At 74.2% G+C, this 26,834-nt stretch carries 19 protein-coding genes and 1 pseudogene; 11 read left to right on the top strand and 9 right to left on the bottom strand.

Going from position 1 to position 26,834, the window contains the following annotated elements; genetic code table 11:
• Window positions 1-43 precede the first annotated feature (43 nt).
• The 5 genes from CLV35_RS03605 (at window position 44) to CLV35_RS03585 (ending at window position 11,214) form a co-directional block, all read left to right on the top strand.
• Complete coding sequence (locus CLV35_RS03605) at window positions 44-4,246, top strand: GAF domain-containing protein (RefSeq protein WP_121192021.1); 4,203 nt, start codon at window positions 44-46, stop codon at window positions 4,244-4,246.
• Window positions 4,247-4,317: 71 nt separating this feature from the next.
• Window positions 4,318-6,489: a DUF4012 domain-containing protein gene (locus CLV35_RS03600; RefSeq protein WP_147431861.1), complete on the top strand. Its 2,172-nt coding sequence runs from the start codon at window positions 4,318-4,320 to the stop codon at window positions 6,487-6,489.
• 77 nt (window positions 6,490-6,566) lie between these two features.
• Window positions 6,567-7,592 (top strand): 3-oxoacyl-ACP synthase III, encoded by a 1,026-nt coding sequence (locus tag CLV35_RS03595; RefSeq protein ID WP_121192019.1) that lies wholly within the window; start codon window positions 6,567-6,569, stop codon window positions 7,590-7,592.
• Entirely contained in the window at window positions 7,589-10,258 is a 2,670-nt protein-coding gene (locus tag CLV35_RS03590) for an alpha/beta fold hydrolase (RefSeq protein ID WP_121192018.1), read from the top strand. The genes CLV35_RS03595 and CLV35_RS03590 overlap by 4 nt, the downstream gene beginning before the upstream one ends.
• On the top strand, window positions 10,255-11,214 hold the full coding sequence (locus CLV35_RS03585; RefSeq protein WP_121192017.1) for an NAD-dependent epimerase/dehydratase family protein: 960 nt from the start codon (window positions 10,255-10,257) through the stop codon (window positions 11,212-11,214). Before CLV35_RS03590 ends, CLV35_RS03585 begins: the two co-directional genes overlap by 4 nt.
• On the opposite strand, the gene CLV35_RS03580 is transcribed toward CLV35_RS03585, so the two are convergent.
• On the bottom strand, window positions 11,211-11,984 hold the full coding sequence (locus tag CLV35_RS03580; RefSeq protein WP_183061650.1) for an FkbM family methyltransferase: 774 nt from the start codon (window positions 11,982-11,984) through the stop codon (window positions 11,211-11,213). The genes CLV35_RS03585 and CLV35_RS03580 overlap by 4 nt on opposite strands.
• A gap of 22 nt (window positions 11,985-12,006) precedes the next feature.
• Between CLV35_RS03580 and CLV35_RS03575 the strand changes: the two genes are divergently transcribed.
• The gene (locus CLV35_RS03575; RefSeq protein WP_121192015.1) at window positions 12,007-12,321 is read left to right on the top strand and encodes a rhodanese-like domain-containing protein; all 315 of its coding nucleotides are present in this window, start codon (window positions 12,007-12,009) and stop codon (window positions 12,319-12,321) included.
• Window positions 12,322-12,332: 11 nt separating this feature from the next.
• On the opposite strand, the gene CLV35_RS03570 is transcribed toward CLV35_RS03575, so the two are convergent.
• Both CLV35_RS03570 and CLV35_RS20955 read right to left on the bottom strand, forming a co-directional pair.
• On the bottom strand, window positions 12,333-12,737 hold the full coding sequence (locus CLV35_RS03570; protein ID WP_121192014.1) for a WecB/TagA/CpsF family glycosyltransferase: 405 nt from the start codon (window positions 12,735-12,737) through the stop codon (window positions 12,333-12,335).
• Between the two features lie 7 nt (window positions 12,738-12,744).
• A pseudogene (locus tag CLV35_RS20955) lies at window positions 12,745-12,948 on the bottom strand (WecB/TagA/CpsF family glycosyltransferase); the annotation flags it as partial.
• Between the two features lie 571 nt (window positions 12,949-13,519).
• Here CLV35_RS20955 and gmd point away from each other — a divergent pair.
• On the top strand, window positions 13,520-14,533 hold the full coding sequence (gene gmd / locus CLV35_RS03560) for a GDP-mannose 4,6-dehydratase (protein ID WP_121192013.1): 1,014 nt from the start codon (window positions 13,520-13,522) through the stop codon (window positions 14,531-14,533).
• A gap of 18 nt (window positions 14,534-14,551) precedes the next feature.
• On the opposite strand, the gene CLV35_RS03555 is transcribed toward gmd, so the two are convergent.
• Complete coding sequence (locus tag CLV35_RS03555; RefSeq protein ID WP_121192012.1) at window positions 14,552-15,376, bottom strand: glycosyltransferase family protein; 825 nt, start codon at window positions 15,374-15,376, stop codon at window positions 14,552-14,554.
• Window positions 15,377-15,573: 197 nt separating this feature from the next.
• Between CLV35_RS03555 and CLV35_RS03550 the strand changes: the two genes are divergently transcribed.
• From CLV35_RS03550 to CLV35_RS03540, 3 genes are all read left to right on the top strand, one after another.
• Window positions 15,574-17,418 carry an ABC transporter ATP-binding protein gene (locus CLV35_RS03550; RefSeq protein ID WP_121192011.1) on the top strand — a complete coding sequence of 615 codons (1,845 nt, stop codon included), beginning with the start codon at window positions 15,574-15,576 and terminating at the stop codon, window positions 17,416-17,418.
• Window positions 17,415-18,365 carry an alpha-1,2-fucosyltransferase gene (locus tag CLV35_RS03545; RefSeq protein ID WP_121192010.1) on the top strand — a complete coding sequence of 317 codons (951 nt, stop codon included), beginning with the start codon at window positions 17,415-17,417 and terminating at the stop codon, window positions 18,363-18,365. The genes CLV35_RS03550 and CLV35_RS03545 overlap by 4 nt, the downstream gene beginning before the upstream one ends.
• Window positions 18,366-18,438: 73 nt before the next feature.
• A complete protein-coding gene (locus CLV35_RS03540; RefSeq protein WP_183061648.1) occupies window positions 18,439-19,317 on the top strand; it encodes a glycosyltransferase family 2 protein in 879 nt (292 codons plus the stop codon).
• Window positions 19,318-19,321: 4 nt separating this feature from the next.
• Here the strand turns inward: CLV35_RS03540 and CLV35_RS03535 are convergent, their stop codons facing one another.
• The 5 genes from CLV35_RS03535 to CLV35_RS03515 are packed head-to-tail and all read right to left on the bottom strand — an operon-like array spanning window position 19,322 to window position 25,223.
• Complete coding sequence (locus CLV35_RS03535; RefSeq protein WP_121192008.1) at window positions 19,322-20,287, bottom strand: glycosyltransferase family 2 protein; 966 nt, start codon at window positions 20,285-20,287, stop codon at window positions 19,322-19,324.
• Entirely contained in the window at window positions 20,284-21,621 is a 1,338-nt protein-coding gene (locus CLV35_RS03530) for an O-antigen ligase family protein (RefSeq protein WP_121192007.1), read from the bottom strand. The genes CLV35_RS03535 and CLV35_RS03530 overlap by 4 nt, the downstream gene beginning before the upstream one ends.
• Window positions 21,618-22,616 (bottom strand): glycosyltransferase family 4 protein, encoded by a 999-nt coding sequence (locus CLV35_RS03525; RefSeq protein WP_121192006.1) that lies wholly within the window; start codon window positions 22,614-22,616, stop codon window positions 21,618-21,620. Before CLV35_RS03525 ends, CLV35_RS03530 begins: the two co-directional genes overlap by 4 nt.
• Window positions 22,613-23,797 carry a glycosyltransferase family 4 protein gene (locus tag CLV35_RS03520; RefSeq protein WP_121192005.1) on the bottom strand — a complete coding sequence of 395 codons (1,185 nt, stop codon included), beginning with the start codon at window positions 23,795-23,797 and terminating at the stop codon, window positions 22,613-22,615. The genes CLV35_RS03525 and CLV35_RS03520 overlap by 4 nt, the downstream gene beginning before the upstream one ends.
• Window positions 23,694-25,223: a hypothetical protein gene (locus CLV35_RS03515; RefSeq protein ID WP_121192004.1), complete on the bottom strand. Its 1,530-nt coding sequence runs from the start codon at window positions 25,221-25,223 to the stop codon at window positions 23,694-23,696. The genes CLV35_RS03520 and CLV35_RS03515 overlap by 104 nt, the downstream gene beginning before the upstream one ends.
• 175 nt (window positions 25,224-25,398) lie before the next feature.
• Between CLV35_RS03515 and CLV35_RS03510 the strand changes: the two genes are divergently transcribed.
• Window positions 25,399-26,451, top strand: a complete 1,053-nt coding sequence (locus CLV35_RS03510) for an acyltransferase family protein (RefSeq protein ID WP_121192003.1) — start codon at window positions 25,399-25,401, stop codon at window positions 26,449-26,451.
• The last annotated feature ends 383 nt before the right edge of the window (window positions 26,452-26,834 follow it).

Here is a 26,834-nt window from a genome sequence, read left to right as displayed (position 1 = left end):
CTGTCACGGCCCGCGCACGCGTCCTCACTGACACACTGGCGCCATGCTGAGGACCAGGGAGGAGCGGGAGTTCGCCGCCACCCCTGAGTCGGTGCCCGAGGCCCGCCGCGTCCTGCGTGGCGCGTTGAGCGCCTGGAACCTCGACGAGCTCGTCGACGGCGCGGCCGTCGTGGTGACCGAGCTGCTGACCAACGCGGTGCTGCACGCCTGCGAGCCGATCCGACTGGTGCTCGAGCCCCACGGCGAGCGCGGCCTGCGCATCGAGGTCCACGACGGCTCCCCTCACATGCCGCTGCGCCCGCGCGCCGACACCGACGCCACGACGGGGCGCGGCATGGGTCTGGTGGCACTGCTCGCCGAGCACTGGGGGGCCGAGCCCGAGGGTGAGGGCAAGCTCGTCTGGTGCGAGATCGGGCCCGAGGCCCAGGAGGCCGAGGCGCTCTGGCCGAGCGCTCCGGCCGGCGACGAGTTCGACCTCGAGTCGTGGGGCGACCTGCTCGCCGAGACCGGTCCGACCCGCCACACCGTGCACCTGGGCGACGTGCCGACAGACCTGCTGCTCGCCGCGAAGTACCACGTCGACTCCCTGGTGCGCGAGCTCACGCTGACGGCCACCGGCGCCGAGAGCGGCATCACGGGCGCCCTGCCCGCCCACCTCTCCGAGCTCATCCGCACGGTCAGCGTCGAGTTCGCCGAGGCGCGCCAGTCGATCAAGCGCCAGGCGCTGGCGGCCGACGAGCGGGGCGAGGCGCGTACCTCGCTCACCCTCACGCTCCCGCCTGGCGCTGCCGACGCCGGCCGGCGCTACCTCGCCGCTCTGGAGGAGGCGGACCGCTACGCGCGCGGCGAGCGGCTGCTGACCCTCGCCTCGCCGCCGCAGCACACGCTGTTCCGCCGGTGGTACGTCAGCGAGCTGGTCCGGGCGCTCGAGCGCGCCCAGGCCGGCGAGCCGGACCAGCCCCCGACGAGCTTCGAGTCCTTCCTCCTGCACGCGGTCGACGAGCTCGCCGAGCTCCAGCTGGCGTCCGCGCTGGCCGCCCGCCTGCACCGCGCGACCGAGGCGCTGGCCGGCGCCCAGGACCTCGCGGCGGTCGCGGAGGTGGCGGTCGAGCACGCGGTGAGCGAGCTGGCCGCCGCGGGCGGTGCCGTGCTGCTCGCCGACGGGCGCTGGCTGCGGGCGCTGGCCACCGTCGGCTCGGTCACCGTCGAGGGCGAGGCGCAGGTCTCCGCGCCGCTGCCCGGCGCGCAGGCGCACCGCACCGGCGAGGCGGTGTGGGTCGAGTCGCGCGAGGAGCGCGACGAGCAGTTCCCGGCCCTCGTCGTACGCGGTGACGGCGTCGTCGCCACCTGCGCCGTGCCGCTCGTGGTGGCGGGCCACAGCATCGGCGCGCTCGAGCTCGTCTTCTCCGAAGGGCGGCTCTTCAGCCCCGACGAGCGCGCGTTCTGCACGGCGCTCGGCGGAGTGGCCGCGCAGACGCTCGAGCGGGTGCGGCTCGACGAGTCCCGCCGGCAGATCGTGCAGCGGCTGACCCGGCTGCAGGCGGTGACCAGCGCGCTGGCGCAGGTGCGCGACACCGAGGGCGTCCTCGACGTCGTCATCTCGCACGCGGTCGGCCTGGTCGGCGCCCGGATCGCCTCGCTGAGCCTGCTCGACCCCGACGGCGCGACCCTGCGCACGCGTCGGCTGCAGCCGACGCCCGGCGAGGAGCTCCACCGCTGGGCCAGCTACTCGCTGCACGACGACCTGCCGGCGTCGGAGGCCCTGCGCACCGGGGACCCGATCTGGGTGGGCTCCGTCGCCGAGCGCAACTCGCGCTGGCCCGCGCTGCGCGGTGTCTCCGACGACTTCGAGCACACCACGGCGGTGCTGCCCCTGGCCGTCGACGACAGCGTGCTGGGCGTGCTCACCCTGAGCTTCTCCGAGGGCGACCACGGCGGCGGCGAGCCCGCGTGGGAGTTCTTCACCGCCTTCGCCGACGCCTGCGCCCAGGCCCTGGAGCGCGCGCGGGTCGCCGAGAGCGTGCAGGACGCCAACCGCAAGCTGGCCTTCCTCGCCGACGCGACCGGTCAGCTGGGCGAGAGCTTTGACATCGACCGCACGCTGGTCAACCTGGCCCGGCTCGCGGTGCCCGAGCTGGCCGACTGGTGCGTGGTGCACCTGTTCGAGGAGGGTGAGCTGCGGGTCGTCGCCGTCGAGCACGTCGACGCCGACCGCCGCGAGCTCGCCCGCGAGGTGCAGGAGCGCTGGCCGGCCTCGGTCAACGACGGCACCGGCATCGGGCGGGTGGTCCGCACGGGCGTGCCCGTCTTCGTGCCGGACATCCCCGCGGTGACGGCCCACCACCTGCCCGACCGCGACCCGCAGCACACCGCGGTGCTGCAGGAGCTCGGGTTCGAGAGCCTCCTGCTCGTGCCGCTGTCGGCTCGCGGCCGCACCCTGGGCGCGCTCTCGCTCATGACCTCCGGCTCCCACCGGCACTACGGCGAGGCCGACTTCGCCTTCGCCCAGGACCTCGCCCGTCGCGTCGCGGTGGCCATCGACAACGCACGGCTGTTCGCCGCGCTGGGGGCCGGGCTGGGCAGCGCCCAGGAGGGCGGCGAGTCCGCGGAGCGCCTCGCCGCGATCCTCGAGACCGTGGTCGACGCCTTCTTCCGGATCGACACCGAGTGGCGCTTCGTCTACGTCAACCGTCCCGCCGAGCGCCTGCTGATGCGCCGTCGCGAGGAGCTGCTGGGGCGCAGCATGTGGGACCTCTACCCCGCCGCCCTCGGCACCGACTTCGAGCTGGGCTACCGCTCGGCCATGCAGACCGGGCAGCAGGTGACGTTCGAGGCCTACTACCAGCCCTTCGACGCGTGGGTCGAGGTGCGCGCGACTCCCGACCCCGAGGGTCTGTCCGTCTTCCTGCACCGCGTCGACGAGCGCCGGGCGATGGAGGCCGAGCGCGAGCGCGCCAACGAGCGGCTGCGCACGGTGGCGGCCGCCAGCTCGCGCTTCGCCGCCCTGCTCGAGCCCGCCGAGGTGCTCGACGCGCTCACCGCCCTGCTCGTGCCGGCGATGGGCTCGTACGCGCTGGTCGCCCTGCGCTCCACCGTCGGCGCCGCGATGCTGCAGGGAGCGCCGCGCGGCGACGACGACGTACGCCTCGTGCACCTGCGCCACGCCGACCGCTCCCGCGAGGCCGAGCTGGCCGCGCTGCTCGGCGGGGTGGCGCTGCGGACCTCCGACGAGAGCGGCCCGGGCGCCGTGACGCGCTCCGGTGTCGCGACCGAGCTGCCCGCCGGGGTCCGGTGGGGCGACTCGCCGCTCGACCCGGCGCTCGCGGAGCTCACCGCCACCGACGCGTACGCCGTGCCGCTCGTCAGCCGCGGACGCACGCTGGGCGCGGTCGTCGTCGCAGCCCCCGAGGAAGGGACGACCGACCGCACGCTGGTCGACGAGCTGGCCGCCCGGGCGGCGGTCGCGCTCGACAACGCGCTGCTCTACCGCGCCGAGCGGCGCAACGGCATCGAGCTGCAGCGCCACCTGCTCCCGCGCAGCTCGCCGCAGGTGCCGGGCGCCCAGATCGCCACGCGCTACCTGCCCTCGAGCCAGGGCGCGCTGACCGGCGGCGACTTCTACGAGGCGCTCGAGACGCCCGACGGGCTGGTGCTCGCGCTCGGTGACGTCGTCGGCCACGGGATGCGCTCGGCCGCGCGCATGGGCCAGCTGCGCGCGATCGTCGCCGCCCTCGCGCTGCAGCGGCTCGACCCCGGCGAGCTGCTCGGCCGCATCGCCGCCGACGTCGACAAGCTGCTCGACCTCGGGCTCGCCACCCTGCTGGTCTGCCGGTTCGACACCGCGACCCGCTCGCTGGCGGTGGCCTCGGCCGGCCATCCGCCGCCGCTGGTCACCGCGGTCGGCGGGCCGGCGGCCTACGTCGAGCTCGACGCCGGGCCGCCGCTGGGAGTCGGCGCCGAGGACCTGCCCGAGCACGGCGCCTACCCGATGGTGACGGTCGAGGTGCCGGTCGGCGGCACCGTCGTGCTCTTCAGCGACGGGCTCGTCGAGAACCGCGGGGAGAGCCTCACGCTGGGGCTGGAGCGCCTGCGCCTCGCGCTGCAGGAGGTGTCGCTGCCGCCCGAGCTGGTGGCCGACCACCTGCTGCGCGCGACCGGCCGTGAGCAGGGCGGGGACGACGACGTGGCCCTGCTCGTTCTCCGCTCGGACGCTCGGACATGGCCAGCCGCGCGCGAGGAGCCGTAGACTTCCGCGACTGCCGGGTCACCGCACCCACGCGTCCGCGCCCTGACCCCGAGCTCCCCCGGGACCTGCCTGTGACGATCAGCGACCAGAGAAGCACGCCGCCGCCCGAGCCGGGTCGACGGTCGGGCGGCTTCGGCGAGCCTGAGCGCCTCGGCGACCCCGGTGACGCCGGCACCGCCAAGGTCGTCTGGACGCACCCGCTCGACGAGATCGAGTCCGAGCGCCCGGCCGAGGCCCTGCGCCCGCGCTGGTGGGTGCGCCGTCGCCGCCTGCTCCTCTGGACGCTCGTGGCGCTGCTGGTCGTCGGCGCCCTCGCGGGGTTCGCCACCTGGCTCGCGCTGGGCCTGCAGGACTCGGCCAAGAAGGTCAAGACCAGCGCCACCGCGGCGCAGGACGAGCTCACCGCGTTCAAGGACGTGGCCCGCACCGACCAGGCCGCCGCCAAGAGCCACCTCGAGGCCGCCGCCCTTCAGCTGGCCTCCGCGCACGCCGCGGCGGACACCCCGCAGATGCACATCGCGGGCAAGGTCCCCTACGCCAAGATCCCGGTCTCCGACCTGGGCCACCTGCTCACCGCCGCCGACCTCAGCGTCGAGGCGGGCCGTGACGCGCTCGACGTGGCCGCCGCCGTGCAGCCCAAGACCACCGTCGGCGGCGCGCCCGGCATCTACTCCAACGGCAGCTTCAACATCCCGGTCCTGCGCCAGGCGACCGCCAAGGCCGAGCGCATCCGCGACCTCATGGTCCGCGCCGAGCGCGAGCTGCTCGCGGTCGACGGCACCGGGGTCAAGGAGCAGGAGGTGCCCGGCATCCGCGACAAGGCGCTGTCGCAGGCGCGCGACCTGCGCCGCCAGATGGAGAGCGCGATCCCGCTGCTGCAGATCCTGCCGCCGGCGCTGGGCGCGAACGGGCCCAAGACGTACCTCGTCACCATCAACAACCAGGCCGAGATGCACGGCTCGGGCGGCGCGCCGCTCTCCGTCGGCACCGTCACGCTGACCAACGGGCTGCTCGGGCTCGGCACCCCGTCGAGCACGTCGGACTACGTGTTCCCGAAGGCGCTGCCGCAGCCGACGGCGCGGGGCAACGCCAACCCGCCGCTGCTGTGGAAGCCGGTCAAGGGCGACCCCTTCTATGCGGTGGGCACCTACGCCAACGGCAAGCAGGCGACGCCGTTCGTCACCGCGGGGCTCAACCCCGACTTCCGGGTGGCGGGCGAGAGCATGGCGCGCGCCTGGCAGGGCGGCACCGGGCAGGAGGTCGACGGCGTGGTGTCGCTCGACGTCTCCGCCATCCGGCAGCTGCTGGCGGTCACCGGGCCGGTGCAGGCACCGGGCTACGGCGAGATCAACGCTGGCAACATCGCCCAGGCGCTGCTCGCCGACGTCTACGCCACGGCAGACAGCCCGGCGCGCCACCAGCTCAACGCCGCACTGATGGGCGCGATCGTGCAGCGGCTCGCCAGCGGCGAGCAGCTCACCGACAAGGCCAAGGCGCTCGCCGCCGTGGCGCCGGGACGGCACCTGCAGATGTGGATGAAGGACTCCTCGCTGCAGCAGACGCTCACCGAGAACGGCTTCGCGGGCGCGATCTCCGACCCCGACACCGGCGACCACATCGCGGTCTACTCCCAGAACGCCGGCCTCACGAAGGTCGACGCGCTGCAGGACCGCACGGTCGACGAGGTGGTCCGCCTCGCCGCCGACGGCTCCGCGGCGATCACCCGCACGGTGACCCAGCACAACAAGGCCGCCGACCGCACCCACGGAGTGATCAAGTCGGAGCAGAGCGGCTGGGCGCGTACCGGCTTGATCAGCCTGCTGCCCAAGGGCGCGAAGGTCACCAAGAGCGCGCCGGCCGAGTCGGGACTCGGTTCCAACGCTGCCATCGTCGCGGGCAAGAGCGGGATGCTCTCCGCGCTGGAGAAGCCGCTGCTGGTCGACGCGCTCGGGCGGCCGTGGGCCCGGCAGACGGTGCAGATCGCGCCGGGCGCCGTGCTGGGCCAGGAGTTCTCGTTCAGCGCCCCGAAGGTGGCCGTGCCGACCGACACCGGCATGACCGTGACCCTCACCTACGACCCCGACAACGCGTTGAACGTCACCAACACCCGGGTCGTCGTGATCCCGCCGGCGGGCTACCGAGTGGCGCCCGGCGACGGTGTGCAGGTGCTCGCCGGGCAGGGCGTCGTCAACGTCGCGCTCGACCGCCAGCGCACCGTGTCGGTGTCCCTCGTCAAGGGCTGACGAGTGCACACGCCCCAGCGGGGGACAATGAGTACCTGCGGGAGGCCGTCCCGCGCCCCGACGACCACAGGACGCACGTGACCGGCATCGCCTCCTACACGCTCTCCAACACCGCGCTGGTCGCGGTCGCGGCCCTCGAAGGTCCGGTCGTCGTCACGTCCGACGAGATCGACGCGCGGCTCGCCGAGAGCATGACGCGGCTCAAGCTGCGCCCGGGCACGCTGCGTGCGCTCACCGGCATCTCCGAGCGGCGCTGGTGGCCGGAGGAGGTCTCGTTCGCCGAGGCCGCGGCGATGGCGGGCGCCAAGGCGATCTCCGAGGCGGGCATCGACGCCTCCGAGGTGGGCCTGCTGATCAACTCGTCGGTCTCACGCGACCACCTCGAGCCCTCGACCGCGTCGGCGGTCCACCACATGCTGGGCCTGCCGCCGTCGGCGCTCAACTTCGACATCACCAACGCCTGCCTCGGCTTCGTCAACGCGATGCAGATCGCCGGCACGATGATCGACTCCGGCGCGGTGAAGTACGCCGTCGTGGTCAACGCCGAGGGGGCCCGCGCCACCCACGAGGCCACCATCGCCCGGCTCTCGCGCCCCGAGACGACCCGCGAGGACTTCCTGCAGGAGTTCGCGACGCTCACGCTCGGCTCGGGCTCCGCGGCGGCCGTTCTCGGCCGGGCCGACGAGCACCCCGGCGCCCACCGCATCCTCGGGGGCATCTCGCGCGCGAGCACCCAGCACCACGAGCTCTGCATCGGCGACCTGACCCAGATGCGCACCGACCACCGCGCCCTGCTCGACGCCGGTGTCGCGCTCGCCAAGGACGTCTGGCAGGACGCCCGCGACAGCGGCTGGGACTGGTCCGACATGGACTGCTACGTCATGCACCAGGTGTCGGCGGTCCACATCAGCTCGGTCGTCGACGCCCTCGGCATCGACGCGGCCAAGGCGCCGACCACGTTCCCCCGGCTGGGCAACGTCGGCCCCGCCTCGCTGCCGATCACGCTCGCCGCCGAGGCCGACAAGCTGGCCGCCGGCGACCGGGTGCTGTGCATGGGCATCGGCTCCGGCCTCAACGCCTCGGTCATGGAGATCGTCTGGTGAAGCGGGGCCTCGGCGATCCTGCCGACCGCTTCCGCAACCCGCCGTCCCCCGCCGTCCGGCCCCCGGCCGGCCTTCCGGGTCTCGACCCCGCCTGGTCGCGGCTGGTGCAGGCGGTCGACGGCGAGGGCGCGACGCGTACGTGGCACGTCCTCGACAACGCCCCGTCGCTGTCCGGCGAACCCGTGGGCACGCTGCTGTGCGTCCACGGCAACCCGACGTGGTCCTACCTGTGGCGCTCGCTGCTCGCGCTGGGCGCCGAGAAGGGCTGGCGCGTCCTCGCCGTCGACCACCTCGACATGGGCTTCTCGGAGCGCACCGGCACGGTGCGGCGTCTCGAGCGGCGCGTCGACGACCTCTCGCGTGTCTCTAACGCCTTGTCGCTGTCCGGGCCGGTCGTGACGGTCGCCCACGACTGGGGCGGCGCCATCTCGCTGGGCTGGGCGCTAGCCCACCGCTCGTCGCTCGCCGGTGTCGTCCTGCTCAACACGGCCGTGTCCGACGCAGGTGCGGGACTGCCGCCCGCGCTCCGGGTGGCGCACGCCCGCGGTCTGCTCCACCTCGGCACGGTGGACACGCCCGCGTTCCTCGAGACCACCCTCGCCCTCGCGCACCCGCGCCTGGCGCGCGACGTCGCCGCTGCGTACCGCGCTCCCTACCGCGGCGCGCGGCGGCGGGGTGCCGTCGGCGCGTTCGTCGACGACATCCCGCTCTCGCCCGCGCACCCGTCCGCTCCGGCGCTCGAGGCGGTCGCCTCGCGCCTCGGCGAGCTCGCCGACGTGCCCGCGCTGCTCCTGTGGGGCCCGCGCGACCCCGTCTTCTCCGACCGCTACCTCCGCGACCTGCGCACGCGGCTGCCCCACGCCGACGTCCACCGCTTCGAGACCGCCGGCCACCTGGTGGCCGAGGACGCGGACGTCGCCGCCACCCTCTTCGCCTGGCTCGGCAGTGCCAGCGGGCCCGATGTTGATCGGCTAGGGCGATCAACCTCGCGCCAGGCCGAGCAACGTGAGTCGGCCTCGCACGAGTTCGATCGGCCAGGGCGATCAACGTCGGCGGCGCGCCCGCTCTGGGCAGGGCTGGAGGAGCGGAGGGGCGAGCAGGAGCCAGCGGTGGTGGAGCTGGCGGGCGCGGGGCGGACGGTCAGCTGGGCGATGCTCGCCCGCCGCGTCGACGAGCTCGCCGCCGGGCTCGCGCAGAGCGGGGTACGCAGGGGTGACCGCGTCGCGCTCCTCGTCCCACCGGGCGCCGACCTCACGGCCGTGCTCTACGCCTGCCTGCGCATCGGCGCGGTCATCGTCGTGGCCGACGCCGGGCTCGGCATCCGTGGGCTCCACCGCGCGGTGCGCGGCGCCGGCCCGCAGCACGTCATCGGCATCCCGCGCGCCCTCGCCGCGGCCCGGGCGCTCGGCTGGCCGGGCCAGCGGATCGCCGCCGGTCCCCTCGACCGCGTCACGGCCCGCGCACTCGGCGTCGAGCTCAGCCTGCGCGACGTCGCCCGCCGCGGCCGGGGCGCGGAGCTGCCACCGGCGCCGGGCCCCGACGACGAGGCCGCGGTGCTGTTCACCTCGGGCTCGACCGGGCCCGCCAAGGGCGTCGTCTACAGCTTCGGCCAGCTCGCGCGCATCCGGGACCTGCTCGCCGAGACCTACGACGTCGGCCCGGGCACGCGTCTCGTCGCGGCGTTCGCGCCCTTCGCGCTCTTCGGTCCGGCGCTCGGCGCCGTGTCCGCCGTGCCCGACATGGACGTCACCGCTCCGCGGACTCTGAGCGCACGCACCCTCGCCGAGGCGGTCGCCGCGGTCGAGGCGACCACCGTCTTCGCCTCCCCGGCGGCGCTGGCCGCGGTGCTCGCCTCGGCGGACGAGCTGAGCCCGGCATCCCGGGCGGCGCTGGGCGGCGTACGCACCCTGCTCTCCGCCGGCGCTCCCGTGCCGGTCCCGCTGCTGCGCCAGCTGCAGGACCTGCTGCCCGCCGCGAGCCTGCACACGCCCTACGGCATGACCGAGGCGCTGCCCGTCACCGACGTCACGCTCGAGGAGATCGAGAAGGCAGGTCAGGGCGAGGGTGTCTGCGTCGGGCGACCCGTCGCGGGCGTCGAGGTGGCGATCGCGCCGCTGACCGCCACGGCCACCGCACCCGGCCCGCTGACCGACGAGGTGGGCATATCTGGCGAGATCGCCGTGCGGGGCGAGCACGTCAAGCGCGGCTACGACCAGCTGTGGCTCGCGCAGCAGGCCTCCGCGCGCGACGCCGGCTGGCACCGCACCGGCGACGTCGGCCACCTCGACGCCGACGGCCGGCTCTGGGTCGAGGGCCGCCTCGCCCACGTCCTGACCACGGCCGACGGGCCGCTGCCGCCGGTGGGCGTCGAGCAGCGCGTCGAGACGGCCGAGGGCGTCGCCCGCGCGGCGCTCGTCGGCGTCGGCCCCATTGGCGCCCAACGCGCGGTCGTCGTCGCCGAGACCACGCCCCACGCCACGAGCGCGGGGGTCGCGCCCGTGGAGCTCGCCGACCGCGTACGCGCCGCTGCCGGCGTCGACGTCGTCGCCGTCCTCGTCGTGCCGGCGCTGCCCACCGACATCCGGCACAACTCGAAGATCGAGCGCACCCGGGTCGCCCGCTGGGCCGGGCGACTGCTCGCCGGGGAGCGGGCCGGCCGGCCGTGACCGTGCTGGTCACCGGCGCGTCCGGCATGCTCGGCGCCGCGACGGTCCGCGCGCTGCAGGCTCGCGGGGACCACGTACGCGTCCTCCAGCGCCGCCCCTCCGGGCTCGTCGGCGTCGAGGAGGTCCTCGGCTCGGTCACCGACGGGGGAGCCGTCGAGCGCGCCTGCGCCGGCGTCGACGGCGTCGTGCACCTCGCCGCCAAGGTCTCGATGACCGGCCCGCAGGCAGAGTTCCGGCACGTGAACGTGGACGGTACGCAGCGGCTGCTCGCCGCCGCCGGCGACGTGCCGTTCGTCTTCGTGTCGTCGCCCTCGGTCGCGCACGCCGGCCGCGCTCTGGTCGGGGCGGGAGCGGGACCGGCCGACCCCGTACGCGCCCGCGGCTCCTACGCGCGCACCAAGGCCGCCGCCGAGCTGCTCGCGCTCGAGGCCGGAGCGGTGGCGGTGCGTCCGCACCTGGTGTGGGGACCGGGTGACACCCAGCTCGTCGCCCGCATCGTCGCGCGCGCCCGCGCCGGGCGCCTCGCGCTCGTCGGCAGCGGCGCGGCGCTGGTGGACACGACCTACGTCACCAACGCGGCCGATGCGATGGTGGCCGCGCTGGACCGGGCGCGGGAGCTCGCCGGCACCGCCCACGTCGTCACCAACGGCGAGCCGCGCCCGCTGGCCGAGCTCGTCGAGCGCATCTGCGCAGCAGCGGGTGCGCCGGCGCCCACGCGGCACGTGCCCTTCCGGGTCGCTGCGGCGGCCGGGTCGCTGGTCGAGAAGGTGTGGCCGGTGGTCGGACCGCGGGTGAGCGGCGACGACGAGCCGCCGATGACGCGCTTCCTCGCCGAGCAGCTCTCGACCGCGCACTGGTTCGACCAGCGGGAGACCCGGCGGGCGCTGCGGTGGGAGCCGGCCGTCCCCCTCGAGCAGGGCTTCGCCCTGCTGGCGGAGTCGTACGCGGCGGGCTAGACGACGCCCGAGACCTGGGAGCGCACGAAGGCGCCGTCGAACTCGACCACGGTCACATCCTGACCACGCACTTGCTCCAGCTCGCCGCCGTAGCGGAAGCCCAGACCGCCCAGCCGGTCGAACATGGTGTGCATGTCGGGGGCCGCGTCGTAGGTCGGGACGACCGCCAGCTCGCTGATGACCAGGCGTACCCGCCGGAGCGTCTCGGACCCCCCGTCGAGCACCAGGGGCTCCGCACCCTGGACGTCCATCTTGAGCAGGACGTCGTCTGAGAGCGTGCGCCCTGCCGCCCAGCGGTCGAGGGTGTCAGTTCTCACGACCTCGCCCGCCCAGCCGTTGACGTGGGGGAACTGCACCGCCATCTCGGACCCCGGCTCGAGCAGCGAGGCCGCCTGGTCGTGGCTGCTCGGGCGGCGCAGCGTCGCCTCCCCGACGGAGTCGGACAGTGCGACGGCGTGCACCTCGACCCGTCCCGGCCAACGAGCCGCCACGACGCGCAGGTCGTCCTGGCACTCGCTCTGCGGCTCGAAGCAGTGCACGACCGCCTCGGGGAAGGCCAGGCAGAGCAGGTCGACCTCCTGCCCTCGGTTGGCACCGACGTAGAGGACCGTCCGCACGTGCAGGCCGAAGCGGTGCTCGAGGTCGCGCAGCGCGTCGAGCTGCCGTGTGCCGTGGACGCCGAGGCGCCAGGTGCTCCGACCGCCGTGCGCCCGGTAGGCCAGGTCGGAGACCCGTCGTAGGACACCGGCGGTGATGCGTCGTGTCAGCACCGTCAGACCTTAGCGTGGGCACATGGTCTACGGAGCGCTGCCGACGATCGACGCCGCCGACGTCGTGCCAGGGACACCCGTTCTCGACGTGCGCGAGCAGGCGGAGTGGGACGAGGTCCACCTGGAGCGCGCGCAGCACATCCCGCTGAGCGAGCTGTCGGCGCGGGCCGGCGAGATCGTGGTCCCCGAGAGCGGGCCGCTGGTCGTCGCGTGCCACCTGGGCGGACGCTCCGCGCAGGTCGTGGCGTGGCTGCGGGCCCAAGGCGTCGACGCCCTGAACCTCGCGGGCGGGCTCGACGAGTGGGAGGCCCGGGGGCTGCCCGTCGTGCGCGGCTAGCCGTGCCCGAGCTAGGCGCGGGTCTCCCTGCGCTGGCGCACGGCCTCACGGCCGGCGAAGGCCAGGAAGAGCGCGTTGCAGACGAGGTAGCGCCGCCACAGCCGCCGCGGCTCGCTGAGCAGGCGGTGCACCCACTCGAGGCCGGTGCCGTGCAGGAACGCCGGAGCCTCGGGCTTGGCGCCGGACAGGAAGTCGAACGCCGCGCCGACGCCGACCAGCACGCACGAGACCTGGTCGGTCAGGGCCGCGATCAGGTTGTCCTGGCGCGGAGTGCCGAGGCCCACCCACACGACGTGCGCGCCGGACTCGGCGATGCGCGCGGCGTACTCCTCGACGTCGTGCTCGGTCGGGTCGCGGAACGGGGGGGGCGAGCACGCCGACGAGCTGGGCGTCGGGGTAGGTGCTCTTGATCTCACGCTCCAGGTCGGCGAGCACCGCCTCCGAGCCGCCGAGGAGGAAGTGGCGCACGTCCGGGCGTGCCAGCACGGCCTTCATCAAGCTCGGGCCGCGCACGGGCCCGCGCGGAGCGCGGCCGTTGACCAGGCGGTTGAACCACACGAGCGGGGTGCCGTCGGGGAGGTTCAAGGAGTGGTGCGAGAGCGACGCGGCGTAGCGCGGCTCGCGCATCGCGATCGTCAGCGTGAAGGCGTTGCACATGTGGATGCCCACGCTCTGGCGCGCGAGGCCGGCGGCGACGATGGCGTCGGCCGCCTCGTCGACGGTGGAGTCGACGAGCTCGACCTCGCCGAAGCGGAAGCGGGGGCCGAGGCCCTGGAGCAGTCGAGCGCGGTCGGCTCGCGGGGCGCGGCGCAGGCCCGAGCGGGCGTCTGCGGCGTGGCTGGCGGCGGGCATCTGAGGGACTGTACCGGTCTGACGGGAACCATCGGGCTCCGCGACCTGGGCTCCGCCTCGTGCAGCGCGCTCCCCGCGGCGTCCAGGGGTCGGCTCGAGCAGGGCGCTCATGTGGCCTCCATCGTGCGTGGGACGAGACCGAGGTCGCGCTCCGAAGAATGCAGAACATCCGGTGTGAGACGGTGAGGCCACGCCGAGGTTCAGTGCTCGGCGAACTTTTCTCGGGAACGTCTCGCCAGGGCTCCTGCGGCAGCGGCTCGAGGCGCCCACCAGGGCGCTCGTGGAATACTCGGCGGCCAGAAGCCGCGGCGATGCCGCGTCCACGCACCCTGGGGACACTCTCCGAATGACGAAGTCTGCGCTCATCACCGGTGTGACCGGCCAGGACGGCTCGTACCTCGCCGAGCTGCTGCTGGAGAAGGGCTACGAGGTCCACGGGATCATCCGTCGGGCGTCGACCTTCAACACCGACCGGATCGACCACATCTACCAGGACCCCCACGAGTCCGACGTGCACATGGTGCTGCACCACGGTGACCTGTCCGACGCGACGATGCTGGTCAACCTGATGCGCGACGTGCAGCCCGACGAGGTCTACCACTTGGGCGCGCAGTCCCACGTGAAGGTCAGCTTCGAGATGCCGGAGTACACCGGCGACGTGACCGGGCTGGGCACGATCCGGCTGCTCGAGGCGATCCGCGCGAGCGGGGTGGCGACCCGGTTCTACCAGGCCTCGAGCTCGGAGATGTTCGGCTCGACCCCGCCGCCGCAGAACGAGTCGACTCCGTTCCACCCGCGCTCCCCGTACGGCGCGGCGAAGGTCTACGCCTACTGGGCCACGGTGAACTACCGCGAGGCCTACGGCATGCACGCGACCAACGGGATCCTGTTCAACCACGAGTCCCCGCGCCGCGGTGAGACGTTCGTCACCCGCAAGATCACCCGGGCGGTCGCGCGGATCGCGGCGGGGCTGCAGGAGGCGCTCTACCTGGGCAACCTGGACGCGGTGCGCGACTGGGGCTACGCCAAGGAGTACGTCGAGGCGCAGTGGCTGATGCTGCAGCAGGACGCCGGCGACGACTACGTGGTCGCGACCGGCCGTGCGGCGACCGTGCGCGACTTCTGCGAGGTCTCCTTCGCCCGGGCCGGGCTCGACTACCAGCAGTACGTCCGCACCGACCCGCGCTACGAGCGCCCCTCCGAGGTCGATGCGCTGATCGGCGACCCGACCAAGTGCAAGGAGGTCCTGGGCTGGGAGCCCAAGACCGACTGGCGCGCGCTCGCCGAGCTCATGGTCGACGCCGACCGCCAGTCGCTCGAGGACCAGCTCAGCGGCCGGCACGTACGCGTCGACAAGTGAGCGCAGCCCCTCCCCGGCTCACGGGGAGGGGTGGGGCCCGCCCTCGGGCGCTTCGCGCTGCCCGCCGTCGGGCGGCCCGCCCATGAGGGCGGTCCGCGCCGAGGCGTCGGTCGCCTCGCGCACGAACGACGCGCCCTTGTCGACCGCGAGCACGTAGGGATCGAGTCCCTCCAGCCAGGGGTAGTCGGGGACGTAGCAGAAGCGGGGGTCGAGCACGGCCGTCGGGCGGTTGGCCACCCACCAGTTCCAGTGGCTCTCGTCGTGCCAGACCGCGGTGACGCCGCGGGATGCGTCGGTGCGCACGTGCTCGGCGAGCTCCGTGCTCATGCCGAGCACCGAGCCGCGCGAGCCCATCCACACCCCGCCGCAGACGTAGCGCCGCTGCCGCCACCGGGGCACGCGTGCCGTCGACTCGCGACGGGTCTCCCAGGTGCCGCGAGGGCGCACCTGGCGGGGGCGGTAGTAGCCGGGGTGGCGCACCGCCGCCAGCTGACCGGGCCAGTCGGCCGGCCGGACCTGGTCGAGGAACGGGCGGACGATGCGCAGGTCGGAGTCGAGGTAGACCAGCTCGTCGCCGACGAGGTCGTCCCCCGCTCGGGAGAACAGCTCGTAGCGGTAGAGCGACGCCTCCGGCCAGCGCAGCGCCGGCACCGGCAGCACGTTGAGGCGCACCGTCCGCGAGGGCCAACGCGCGGCGAGCTCGTCGGGCGCGGCGTCGGTGAACAGGTTGAGCGTCACCTCGGCCGCGTCGACCAGGTGCTCCTCGACGTCGCGCACGAGGTCGTCGGCGAACTGGACGTAGCGGCCGGTGGCGATGACGAGCAGTCCCACGGATCTGGTCACGCGGTGCCCTCGGCGTGCGGCTGCGACGTCGGTGACACCTCTGTGGGCACGACCAGCTCCTTCGTCTCTTCACGGCGCGACCGCTCGTGCGAGGGTAGCCGAGCGCTCGCGGTGCGCCGGGCGTGCGGCGCCGCCGCGTACCCTAGGGGACCGTCCCGGCCGTGACGAGCGCGGCTGACCTCGACGGAAGCCGATGCATGCCCCTGAAGCAGTACCTCCTGGCCGCGTACAGGACGGTGCCTCGGCGGTCGCAGCGTCACCTCCGTCTCGTCGTCCTCGCGCTGGCCCTGATCTCGGTGCTCGACCTGGTGGCCCTCGTGCTCGTCCTGGGCATCACGGCGCTGGGCTCGGCGAGCGAGGAGGACCGGCTCAAGCCGATCCCGGGCTTCGTGCGCACGCCGCTGTCGGACGTGGGCATCAGCTCACCCAATGCGGTCGTCAGCACGTTGGGCATCGTCGTGGTGCTGCTGTTCGTGGGCAAGGGGGTCCTCGCGGCGGGCGTCCTGCGCCGGGTGATGCGGTTCCTCGCCCGACAGGAGGCGGCGCTCACCTCCGGCCTCATGGCCAAGCTCATGCGCGCACCCCTGACCTTCCACCTGCCTCGTCGCTACATCGACGTGATGACCGACATCACCGTGGGCTCCGAGGCGCTGCTCATGAAGGCGGTCGCGCCGGTCGTCCTCATCGCCGCCGAGCTCGTGCTGGTGGCCATGCTGACGGTCGGGCTGCTGCTCCTCGCGCCCCTCGTGGCGCTCGGGTCGCTGCTCTACTTCACCGTCGTGCTGACAGTGCTCAACCGGTGGATCGGTACGCGCGCCCGCCGCGCGGGCGAGGTCGACGTCGACACGACTCGCTCCGGCATGATCGTCATCCAGTGGGCCCTCGGTGGCTTCCGCGAGGTCGTGACCCGCGGGGTCTCCGACCACTTCGTCGACCGGGTGTCCGACATCCGCTCGCGCGGTGCCGCCAGCCGCGCCGAGGTCGCCTACCTCAACATCCTGCCGCGATACTTCCTCGAGTCCGCGCTCGTGCTCGGCATGGCCTTCGCGTTCGCGATCCAGCTGCCCTTCGTCGGGTTCTCGGGCGCCGTGTCCGGGCTCGCGTTGTTCGCCGTCACCGGGTTCCGCCTGTTGCCGAGCCTCCAACGGCTGCAGAGCAGCGCCGCCCTGATCCGCAGCGGCCAGCCCTTCGGGGAGCGCGCCCTCGCCCTGCAGGGCCAGCTCGACGAGGCCCTCGCCGTCGAGGCGCGCGCGGCGCGCGACGAGCCTGAGCTCGACGTCGAGCTGGAGCTGACGCAGGGCGTCGCCCTGGAGGGCGTGGGCTTCCGCTACGACGGCGCCGACCGCGACGCGCTCACGGACGTCTCGGTGCTCATGCCCGCCGGGCGGATGACGGCCGTCGTCGGGTCCTCGGGCTCGGGCAAGAGCACGCTGGTCGACATCCTGCTCGGGCTGCTGCCGCCGTCGGCGGGAGAGGTGCGCGTCGACGGCCTGCCGCTGCGCGGCGTGCGGCGCCAGTGGCTGAGCCTCGTCGGCTACGTGCCGCAGTCGATCTTCCTCATGCCGGCGACCATCCGCGACAACGTCGCTCTCGGGGTGCCCCACGACACCGACACCGACCAGCGTGTGTGGGACGCACTGCGGCGGGCGTCCATGGACGACGTCGTGCGCAAGCTGCCGGGCGGGCTCGACTTCACCCTCGGTGACGGGGGGTCCGGCCTGTCGGGCGGGCAGCGCCAGCGGCTGGGCATCGCCAGGGCGCTGTTCACCGGACCGCAGGTGCTCATCCTCGACGAGGCGACCAGCGCCCTCGACGTCGAGACCGAGGCGCGCATCACCGAGACGCTCACCCAGCTCGAGGGGCTGACCAAGATCGTCGTCGCCCACCGCCTCTCCACGGTCAGGGAGGCCGACCAGGTGCTGTTCTTCCGCGAGGGGTACCTCGTGGCGCACGGGACCTTCGACGAGGTGGGGGCTGCCGTGCCCGACTTCGCCCGCCAGGTCGAGCTCTCCGGCCTCACCTCCGAGCGGGTGGGCCCGTGAGCCCGCTGCGCAGCGCCCGGTCCGCGGCCGGGACGATCGCTCACCGGGCGCTGACGGCCTACGCGGAGCGCCAGCCGGGCCACGGTGCCGAGGGCACGGTGACCGTGCACTCGCAGGGCGGTCTGGGCAACCAGCTGTTCATCTACGCGGCGGGCCTCTCGGCAGCACGTGCAGCCGGTGCGGAGCTGCGCGTAGACGTCGGGCTGCACCGCGAGCGCGACGACCGGCCGTGGCTGCTCGACTCCCTCGGACTGCCCGCCGAGGTGGTCGACCTCGGATACGCCGAGCACCCGGGCGCGGGCCTCCTCGAGAAGTTCCGGGCCGCCCCTCGGGCGTGCAGCTACCGCGAGCCCGCGTTCTCCTTCGACCAGCAGGCGCTGGCCCAGCCTGCGGGCAGCTGCCTGTTCGGCTACTTCCAGTCGTGGCGCTACGTCGAGCCGGTGAGCGAGCAGATGCACGCCCACTTCCGCCGCCTCGCCGAGCATCGTGCCGAGCGGCTCGCGGCCGTCGACATCGACCCCGGTGCCGTCGTCGTGCACGTGCGCCGCGGTGACTACCTCGCGGCGGCGGGCTACCACGGCCTTGCTGGAGCGCAGTACTACCGCGAGGCGGTCGGACTCCTGCGCCGCTGCGGGTTCTCGGGGCCGCTGCTGCTGCTGAGCGACGACCTGCCGCTCGCGCTCGAGGAGCTCTCCGACCTGGGCGAGCTCGTGCCGCTCGCACAGCCCGGCATGGACGCCGTCGACGAGCTGCTCCTGATGAGGGCCGCGCCGGCCCTCGTCACCGCCAACAGCTCCTTCTCCTGGTGGGGCGGCTGGTCGGGGCAGCGCCCCGGGCGTCCGGTCGTCTCGCCGCGCCCGTGGTTCGACGAGCCGACCGTCAGCGACCGTGACCTGCTGCCGCCCTCGTGGCTGACCCTCGACCGGCGCACCTTCTCGGGCCGCTGAGGGGCGCCGTCGCGCCCGAACCGCTCCGCACGACCGCCCACCCCGCAGCCCGTCGACCTCCGAGGAGCCCCTGGTGCCCACGCCCACAGTCGGCGTCGTGATCCCGACCTACGAGCGCGTCGACGAGACCGAGCGCGCGGTGCGCAGCGTCCTGGAGCAGACGCGGCCCGCCGACCAGGTCGTCGTGGTCGACGACGGCAGCTCGTCGGCGACCGTCGAGGCGCTGGAGATCCGCCTCGCCGGACTGGCGACGCTGGTCAAGGCGCCGCGCACCGCGCTGCCGGGCCGCAGCCGCAACGCCGGCGTGGCGGTGCTGGACACCGACTGGGTCGCGTTCCTCGACTCCGACGACACGTGGGCTCCCGAGCGGCTGGAGCGACAGCTGCAGCAGGCGGCCCGGACCGGCGCCGTCGCGCTGTGCTCGAACGCGGACCGCGTCGTCGACGGCCAGGTCGCGGGCCGCGTGCTCGACGGGCTGCCCGCCACGCTCGCCCTCGCCGACCTCGTGAAGGTCAACAGCGTCATCAACAGCACCGTGCTGCTGCGCCGCGACGTGCTCCTGTCGGTCGGCGGAGTGGCGGCGTCCTACTCGGTGCGCGGCTGCGAGGACTACGCCACGTGGCTGCGCGTAGCCACGTCGCACGACTGGAGCGGCATCGACGAGCCGCTCGTGCGCTACACCGACGAGCCCTCGACCAGCATCCGGGGCGCGGAGGAGTTCGCCGTGCACCCCGGCCAGCAGGCCGCCTGGCTGGACTTCGTCCTCTGGCGGCGCGAGGCCGGGCGCCCGCTCGAGTTGGCGGAACAGGCGCTGGGCCGCGGGGTGCGGGCAGCGCTGCTCGCCGAGACCTCCGAGCGCGGCGCGCGAGCGGTCGCCCGTGCGCTGTCGTCGGGCCGCCGGCTCAAGGCGCTGGGCGGCACCGCCCTGCGGGCGCGACCGGGATCGCGCTGACGGCTCAGCCGCTGCGCGCGAGCTGCCAGGCGCCGTGCAGCGCACGCGGCCGCGCGGCGCCGAAGGCGGCGGCGCCGAGCGCTGCACGCGCCGCCTGCAGCCAGCGATGCCGGCGCGCGAGCGTCACCGCGAGGCCTACGCAGTCGAACGCGTAGCTGGCCGCGAGGTCCGGGCACCGCGGTTGCTGGTCCACCAGGCGGCTGCCCTCCCGCGCCACGGCCAGCGGTCCGGGCAGGCGCAAAGGGGACCGTGCGTGCAGCTGCGCGCGCAGCGAGGCGAGGCTCTGCAGCTGGCGCTCCCTGCCGGTCTGGCTCACCCCGCCCGGGTTCGAGCGGTGGTCGTAGAGCACCTCTGGCAGCGCCCCGATGCTCGCGACGTCCGACAGGCGGCACCAGAGGTCGTAGTCCTCGGCCGGGCCGACCTCGCGGTAGCCGCCCACCGCCAGCGCCAGCTCCTTGCGCATCATGACGGCACCGTGCGGCAGCACGTTGCGGAAGTAGAGCTGGCGCCGCAGCAGCGCGGGGTCGCCGTAGAGGTGCGTCTCGCGCAGCCGCCGCCCACCGTCGTCCACGGTCGCGAAGCAGCACGCCACCGCAGCGAGGGCCGGGTCGGCGAGCAGGGCCTCGGCCTGGCGCCGCAGCCGGCCGGGTCGCGACAGGTCGTCGGCGTCCATCCGTGCGACGAGGGGGTGGGAGGCGAGCTGGAGCCCGCGCTGGAGCGTGGCGACCAGTCCCGCGTTGGGCTGGTGCACCACGGTGACGCGCGGGTCGTCGAGGCGGTCGAGGTAGTCGCCGGACCCGTCGGTCGACCCGTCGTCGAGCGCGAGCAGCTCGAGCTCGACGTCCTGCTGCTGCAGCACGCTCTCGACCGCCGGCGCGAGGAACTCGCCGGCGTTGTAGACCGGCAGCAGCACCGACACCCGGGGCCGTTCACCGCTGGTCGGTGCAGGGCCCCCGGCGTGGAGGCTCACTGATCGACCTCGGCCTCGTCACCGAAGCTGAGCGCCGCGAGCAGGGTCCCCACCGCCCAGAAGTACGGCACCGCCCCGAACGGCGACTCGAGGATGACGCCGAAGAGGGCGACGACGGGCACCACGAGCACGGACACCGCGGCGAGCTGGAGCCCGGGCGACCGGTTGGGCCGCCAGAGGGCGCGGACCGCCGAGACCATGGCCAGCAGTATGACGCCGGCGTGCAGGACGGCACCTGGGAAGCCGGTGCGGGCCAGGGTGTTGAGGACGATGTCGTGCGGCGCGCGCACCCGGTCGTAGGACGCTTCGTAGTAGCGCGCGGCTCCGATCTCCTCGAGGAAGTCGGGGCCGAACCCGTCGCCCACGAGCACGTGCGAGGGCGAGGACGTGGCGTGGTGCACGACGCGCCGGTAGACCTCCTGACGGGCCTGGACCGTTCCCTCCTCCTTGCCGTTGAGCGTGTTCTGGATCTTGACCACGGTCGGGGAGTGGGCAGACAGGATGCCGCCGACCACCACGACGACGAGCGTCAGCGCAGCCAAGGCGGCCTTGTGCCAGCGGGACAGTCGCGGCGTCGAGAGCAGCCGGACGGCGAGCGGCAGGCCGACGCCCACGATGCCGACGGCCGTGGCGACGACGGAGGCCCGGTTGTTCTGCTGCAGCAGCTCGTAGAAACTGGCCAGGCCGAGGGCCAGCCAGCCGGCGCGTGCCGCCCAGTGGGAGGGGCGCAGCAGCTGGAGCAGCGAGAAGATGCCCCCGAGCCCGAAGACCATCGCCTCGAAGTCCGTGCGGAGGGTGAACATGCGGATGGGTCCGAGCACCGGGGTGTCCCAGCGCGCGAGGATCCGGGCGCTGTAGTAGACCCAGACGAGGTGGGCGACGAGCACCACCCCGACGTGCCAGGCCCGCAGCCGGCGCCAGGACCGGGTCAGCACCGCGAGCAGGGCCACCAGCGCGTAGCCGTAGGGCACGTAGTCGCGCAGCCCGTCGTGCGTCCAGTGCAGCGGCGACAGGAAGCGCACCGTGCACCAGGCGAACAGGGCGAGCATCACGACCGCCAGGGGGTCGCGCGCCAGGCGTCGCAGGCCCCGCGCCTGCGTACGCAGGTGAGGCAGCAGCGCGAGCGCCGACGCCCCGAGAGCGATGTCGGTGGCGAAGAGCCGGTCGTGGGGCAGGCCGACGTAGGCGCCCCAGCGGCCGGTGGCGAGCAGCCAGCACAGGGCTGCGAGCAGGGCGAGGGAGGCCAGCAGCGGGGAGCCCGGCGCGTCGCCGCGGGCGTGACGGCCGCGGGCCGCCGTCCTGGGCGGCCGGATGATCGTCCGCAGCGTCGTCACGGGGCCTCTCCTGCGTAGAGCGCCGACACGGCTGCCGACCAGGCGTCGAAGGGTCGCGACCGGGCCAGCCAGGCACGTCCGAGCTCGCCGCGGCGGCGCAGCTCGGCGTCACCCACGGCCGTCGCGGCGGCGATCGAGGCTGCCAGGGCAGCCGGCTCGCGCGGGTCGACCAGCCACCCGGCGCCCGAACTGCCGGCCGTCTCGGGCAGGTCGCCGACGGAGGTCGCGACGAGGGGGGTGGCCGAGGCCAGGGCCTCGAGCGCGACGTAGGGCGAGCACTCCGCGTGGCTGGGCACGACGAGCAGCGACGCGCGCGCCAGCTCGGCGAGCGGGTCTTCGGTGGGGCCTCCGACGCGCAGCGCCGGCGACCCGGCCGGGTCACCACCTGGCAGGTCGCCGTCGCCGTGCAGCTGCAGCCGCCACCCCTCGGCAGCCGGCCCACCGGTGGACGGGCCGCCGAGCAGCCGCCAGGCAGCGAGGAGGTCCTCGACGCCCTTCTCGGCGGAGTAGCGGCCGAGGTAGAGCACGACGCGCTCGCGCTGCCCGGACGCGGCCTCGGCCAGCGGGACGGTGTTGGGCAGGACCACGCTGCGGACGGAGCGGTCGGCGTAGAGCGGACGGAGGCCCTCGTGCACGAAGACCTGCAGGTCGGGCGCACGCCCCACGCGACGGGCGGCGTCGAAGACGACGCGCTTGCGCGGCGACAGGAAGAAGGGGTCGCCGTGCCAGAACTCGACATGGACCGACTCGCGATGGCGTCGCCCGCGCAGTCGCGCGGCCACCCCTGCCGCGACGCCGTGGGTGACGACCACCTCCGAGCCGCTGCGCTCGTGCAGCAGCCGGCGCAGCCGGCGCACCTTGGCGGGCAGCGGGCCGGCGCTGTCGAGCTCCTGCACCTCGCCAGGGGCGGCGGCAGCGGCCAGCCAGACGTAGCGCCGGATGCCGCCGGAGTAGTTGCTCACCACGACCAGCGGCGCACCGGCCCGACCCGTCACGCGGCCGCCCCGGCGCTGCCGGCCACGACCGACTCGTAGACGGCCACCAGCTCGCGGGTGACGACGCTCGGGGAGTAGCGCTGCTCGTAGGCGGCTCGTGCGGCGCTCCCGCGCTGCTCGAGCAGCGCGCGGTCGGAGAGCAGCGTCGCCAGGCCACCCTCGATCCCGTCGACGCTCGCGGGCACGACGAGCCCGGTCTCGGAGCCGACGACCGCCGGGAGGCCGCCCTGGTCGGTCACGAGGAGCGGCCGTCCGGCCGCCATGGCTTCCAGCACGACCAGCGGGAGCGCCTCGGCCCAGAGCGAGGGGACGACGACCAGGGCCGAGTCCTCCAGCACCCGGCGGACGCCGTCGGGGTCGAGCAGGCCGAGCACCTCGACGTCGTCGCGGTCGACCGCCCGGCGGGCGATCTCGTCGGACTCGGGTCCGGCACCTGCGATGCGCAGCTGCCTCCCTCGCTGCGCGGGCAGCCGGGTCCAGGCGTCCAGCAGCGCCAGGACGCCCTTCTCGCGCGACACGCGCCCGATGTAGGTCACCGAGCGCCCGAGTGGCGCCGGTGAGCCCGGGTCGGGCACGGCGTTCGGCTTGACGACGATGCGGGCGGGGTCAGTGCCCCGCTGCAGGAGGCTCTCGCGGATCTCGGGCGTCAGAGCGATGAACCTGTCGATGCGGTCGAGCGTGCGCCGGTGCGTCACCAGCGCGGTGGCCATGACGACGCTCTGGGGCAACGAGTCGCGGTAGCAGCGGTGCCGCACTCCGGGCAGCGGGGTGCCCGACACGAGGCAGTCGCGGCACTCGTGCCCGTCGCGCAGGTAGGTGCCCTTCATGCAGGTGTGCCGGTGGTTGTGGACCGTCTGCACGACGGGTACGCCGTGCGCCCTCGCCGTGTCGACGACCGAGAGCGACACCAGCGGGTAGGGGTTGTGGAGGTGCAGCACCTGCGAGCGGTGGGTGGCCAGCAGCCGGGCCACGTCGTGGACAGCGCGCGGCGAGCGGACCGGCGCGACGACCGACCTCAGCTTCTCCGCCGTGCCCATGGTCTCGAGCTCGTCGCTGTCGCGGACGTACGTGGCGACGTCATGCCCGGCGCGCCGGAGCTCCTCCACCTCGAGGTCGACGACGCGGTTCTCGCCGGAGGGGTTGACGCTGCGGTACCGGTTGTGGACCACCAATACGCGCACCCGCGGATCCTACCTTCCGACGATCTCCCGCTCCGACGGCGAGCGGGCCCTCGTCGCCGCTGCTGACGGCGACGACGACCACGAGCGCGACCGGCAGCACGATGCTCGCCTGTTCGCTCCAGTCGAGCGCCGACGAGGCGCCCAGGACACCGAGCGGCACCAGCACCACCATGAGCGCCCGACGCAGCACGTCGGTGCGGCGCGCGAGCACGACGGTCAGGGCGGCCCACGCTGACAGGCCGAGGGAGAGCAGGTAGAGCAGCGCACCTACGGCGCCGAGGTCCCCCCAGACGCCGAGCAGGCTGCTCTGGGCGTCCTCGAACTGCAGCTGGCCCTTGGTGCCGAGCAGTAGGCGCGCGACCGGCCCGGGGGCCGGCAGGTGCGTCGACCCCTTGCCGCCCGACGCGGCCACCTCGGCGGCGTGGCTCACCGAGTTGGCCGGGCCGAGCCCGAGCAGGAAGGTGCGTGGTGACGCGGGCACGTCGTGGCCGAGCGTCGTGAGCGCGTCGCGCAGCGTCGCGGCCGGGGTGCCGGTCTCGGCCGTCGGCTGGTCGTGCGCGAAGGCGTCGAGCTCGGTGGCATGGCCCTTGAAGACCTGCCACGTGCCCTCGACCGAGGGTGTGTAGGCGAGACCGCCCATGAGCACGGCGGCTGCTGCCGCCACGACCAGCAGGCCCTGGACCTCGGCGGCCGAGCTGGCGCGATCCCCCCGCGCGAGACGGGTGCGCACCACCCGCGCCGCGCTCAGCACGGCGAGCAGGAGGAGCAGCGGCACCCAGACGACCAGCGCTGCCTTGGCCTCGGCGTAGACCGACAGGGTCACCACGGCCACCGGCCACGCGGTCCGCCACGAGCCGCGCACCAGCAGGGCCAGGACCGTGGCGGCCGGCAGCGCGAAGGCGGGCCAGAAGTTGTGGGAGGTCGTGCCGTTCACGGCGTCGGCGGCGAACGGGGCGCGGTCGGCGACCGACTCGTGGAAGTACTGGAACAGGCCGAAGGCCACCTGCAGGAGCACTGCCAGCTTCAGCAGCAGCACGTCGAGGCCGCCGTGCGCGGAGGCGCTGGCGACGGCTGCCAGCAGCAGGGCGCCCGGCAGCAGGAGCACCAGCCCCAGCCCCAGGCCCAGGCTCGCCAGGCTGCGCGGCGAGCCGGCCACCCAGGAGGCCGCCGTCGCGACGACCAGCGCCGCGAACGCTGCGGTCGCCCGCCGGACCGAGGCCGTCTGCGCGGACCAGTTCGCAGCCACCAGGGCGGCGACCGACGCGGCCGCCACGAAGGCGAGCACGGCGTTGGCGTTCTCCGCGACGCTGGGGAGCCCGGAGGCGTCGACCAGCGGGCGGATCACGAGCGTCACGGCGACCAGGGCCAGCAGGCTCCAGTGGGCGACGAGCCCGGCGAGCCGTCCGTCGCGGAGAAGAGCTCGCACCGTGCGCTGTCCTCCGAGGATCGGGTCCGGGGCACCGCGACGCGACGGGGCCGCAGCGGCGCCCCAGCGTACCGGTGCCCGCCGTCCCGCCTACGGCGTCGTGGACCCTGTGCAACGTGCAGGGCTAGGGTTCTGGCATGCAGGGACGGCGGCGCGGCGGCCCGCGCGCGGACCGATGACTGCGCCGCTCGAGCGGTCGGTCGCCGGAGCGGCCGAGGTCCCGGCCGGTGACCCGACCGCTCCGGCCGCCCGGGCGGGGTCGCGGCGCGACGTGCTCCTCGACGCCCTCAAGGGTCTGGCGATCGTGCTGGTGGTGGTGGGCCACGGCCTCGAGGACACGACCGGGGACTTCGACGCGAACCCGGTCTTCCGGGTCATCTACTCGTTCCACATGCCGCTGTTCATGTTCCTCAGCGGTGTCGCCGCCGCCTACTCCCGCGACCTGGTCAGCGCCGCGAGCATCTGGCGCCGGGCTCGGACCCTGGTGGTGCCGTTCGCCGCGTGGTACGCCGTCAGCTACGTCGTGCTGCACCGCTGGGACGACATCGGAGTCGCCGCCTACGTCAAGCAGCTGGTCCGCTCGCCTGACTTCGGGCTCTGGTTCCTGTGGGTGCTGTTCCTCTGCTACTGCGCGCTGGGCGTGGCGGTGCGCCTCGAGCGCCTGGTCGGGCTGGCGTCCTTCGTCCTGGTCTTCGTCCTGGTCTACGAGGCGCCGGTGACGGCCTACGGCGCGGTGCTGCTGCGCTGGCACCTGTTCTTCTTCTTCGCGGGCTACCTGCTCAAGCGGGCCCGGGTGCCGTGGCACCTCTGGTGGGGGGTCGTGCCCGCGCTGGCGTTCCTGCCGCTGGCCCTCACGTGGCGGCGCAACGCAGACCCCAACTTCGCCGCGCGGCTGTCGGAGCGACTCTCTACGGCTCACCTGTCTTCGCTCGACCACCCGGTTCTGAAGGCCTACGAGTACCTCGTGCCCTGCCTCGGCATCGCCGCGTGCTTCACCGTCGTGGCCGCGGTCCTGCGGTGGCGGCGGGCCCTGCTCATCCCGCTGCTGTGGCTGGCGCCCTTCACTCTGGACGTCTACGCGATCCACGTCTACTTCTTCCGCTGGCACATCCCGGGCCTCGCGGTCGTGCCCGTAGCGGCGGCCGCCATCGCGGGCTCCCTGGCGGTGTCGGTGCTGCTGCTCAGGCGGTCGAAGGTCCTCAGCACCGTGCTGCTGGGCGGCCGGTAGGGGCTGGCAGGAGGACTGCGTCGGCGACACGGCCACTCCCGGTCACGGGTCCTTGGGCGGTGACCCACTCCTCCGGCGTCGACGGGCGACCCGTCACCGCACCGTCGTCACCCGATCGGCTCGGCTACTGGCCCGGGGGATCGACGGCATCCGTGCTGTGGCCATCCTCGGCGTCATGCTCCACCACGCCCGGCGTTGCGAAGCTCGTCGGCGGGCACGTCGGTGTCTCGATCTGCTTGCACCTTGTCGGGCTTCTTGATCATCACGTTGGTGCTGCGGCAGTCGGCTCTCACCCGGGCGGCCTCGCCGCCTTCTACCTGGGCCGCGCGGCTCGGCTGCTGCCCATGCTCGTCGTGACGCCGGTCGTGACCTCCGTGCTGACG

Source organism: Motilibacter peucedani, from assembly GCF_003634695.1.
GTDB lineage: Bacteria > Actinomycetota > Actinomycetes > Motilibacterales > Motilibacteraceae > Motilibacter > Motilibacter peucedani.
The sequence above is the reverse complement of the archived record's forward strand: the minus strand, read 5'-3'. Positions and strand labels throughout refer to the sequence as shown.

Excerpts from the sequence above, each read along its gene's own strand:
- CLV35_RS03605 (WP_121192021.1), top strand. The coding sequence starts at position 44 with ATGCTGAGGACCAGGGAGGAGCGGGAGTTCGCCGCCACCCCTGAGTCG.
- CLV35_RS03575 (WP_121192015.1), top strand. The coding sequence starts at position 12,007 with ATGGTCTACGGAGCGCTGCCGACGATCGACGCCGCCGACGTCGTGCCA.
- gmd (WP_121192013.1), top strand. The coding sequence starts at position 13,520 with ATGACGAAGTCTGCGCTCATCACCGGTGTGACCGGCCAGGACGGCTCG.
- CLV35_RS03550 (WP_121192011.1), top strand. The coding sequence starts at position 15,574 with ATGCCCCTGAAGCAGTACCTCCTGGCCGCGTACAGGACGGTGCCTCGG.
- CLV35_RS03510 (WP_121192003.1), top strand. The coding sequence starts at position 25,399 with ATGACTGCGCCGCTCGAGCGGTCGGTCGCCGGAGCGGCCGAGGTCCCG.